Consider the following 1,392-nt stretch of genomic DNA (forward strand, 5'->3'; position numbering starts at 1 on the left):
CGTTCCTGGGCCTGGGCGTGCGCGCCTACATCGCCCGGGAGAAGTGGGCAGGGCGCGCCGAGCGGTGACCGAGCGGTGACCGGGCGGTGGACGGTGCGCGGTGGCCGGCCCGGTCAGCCCGCCTGGCGCAGCACGTCCCCGGCCTTGTCCACCCACTGCTGCAGGCTGTCCAGCAGGTCCTTCTGGCTGAACGAGCAGCTTTCCTCGGAAAACAGCGCGCTCGATTCGAGGCGGTCGAGCAGGCCGTGCAGCACCTCGGCATAGCGCGGGGGCAGGGCGGCCAGCAGCGCGTCCTGCGCGCGGGCCGTGCTACTCAGTTCGGTGGCGCTGCCGCCCGGAGCACGGCAGCGGGCCAGGGCGGAGTCCAGCGTGGCCAGTTGCACGAGGGCGGTGGTGGTGTCGGAAAAACGGGTCATGCGGCAAGGGTAGCGCGGGCCGGGATCAGAACGTGGTCAGGTGCTCGTAGAGGATCACCGAGCCGATGCCAATCAGCAGCACGCCGCCCACGGCCTCGGCCCAGCGGCCTGCGATGTTGCCCAGCACCCGGCCGACCATCACGCCGATCGTGACCATGGCAAAGGTCGCCAGGCCGATGGCGGCCGCCACGGGCAGGATGCCCACGTCGAGGAACGCCAGCCCCACGCCCACGGCCATCGCATCGATGCTGGTGGCAAAGCCGGTCACGGCCAGCAGCCAGAAGCCGTGGCGGGCGGGTTTTTCGGTTTCGGCATCGGGCGCCTGGAACGCGGCGTACACCATGCGCAGCCCGAGGATGGTCAGCAGCGTGAACGCGATCCAATGGTCCCACTCCTTCACGTAGCCCGAGGCGGCGTAGCCCAGTGCCCAGCCGGCGATCGGGGTGAGGGCCTCGATGACGCCGAAGATGGCGCCGGTGCGCAGGGCTTCGGACCAGCGGGGTTTCTGCAGGGCGCTGCCCTTGCCGACGGCGGCGGCGAAGGCGTCGGTGGACATGGCCAGCGCGAGCAAGGCGGTGGAGGCGAAATTCATGGTGGGGACGTCGTTGTACGGCCGGGCGAGCGCAAAGGCACGCCCCCGCTGCCCGACCTTTCGTCGCGGTGGCATGCCGATGGTCTCGCCAACCGCAACGGTTGCCGGCGCCACGGCATGCAGCATGCCGAGTGTGTTGACGCAGGCGCCTTCGGACAACGCTCGAAAGACATGGCACGAAAGCCGGCTACTCCCCAAGGGAGCGCGGATTATAGAAGCCCCTGCCGGCCTGGGGCCGTGCCGGCCCTGGTGCGTGCGGGGGCTTGGCCCGCTGTCAGAATCCGCGCCACCCCGACGAGCCGGATCCCGAACGTGCCAGACCCTTCCTCCCTTTCCGCGGCCCCCCCGCCCGCGCCGCGGCAGGCGCTGCGCGCCCTGGGCCTG

The 1,392-nt window shown here is 71.0% G+C and carries 2 protein-coding genes and 1 riboswitch; both genes read right to left on the reverse strand.

Annotated features, from left to right (window positions below):
- Positions 1 to 113: 113 nt before the first annotated feature.
- Complete coding sequence (locus AC27KI_RS24825) at positions 114 to 416, reverse strand: hypothetical protein (RefSeq protein WP_284431582.1); 303 nt, start codon at positions 414 to 416, stop codon at positions 114 to 116.
- A 25-nt stretch (positions 417 to 441) separates the two neighbouring features.
- A complete protein-coding gene (mntP, locus tag AC27KI_RS24830) occupies positions 442 to 1,008 on the reverse strand; it encodes a manganese efflux pump MntP (protein WP_284407316.1) in 567 nt (188 codons plus the stop codon).
- A 15-nt stretch (positions 1,009 to 1,023) separates the two neighbouring features.
- Positions 1,024 to 1,206, reverse strand: a riboswitch (yybP-ykoY riboswitch).
- Positions 1,207 to 1,392 lie beyond the last annotated feature (186 nt).

It is taken from the genome of Acidovorax sp. KPB24-03 (assembly GCF_057546605.1).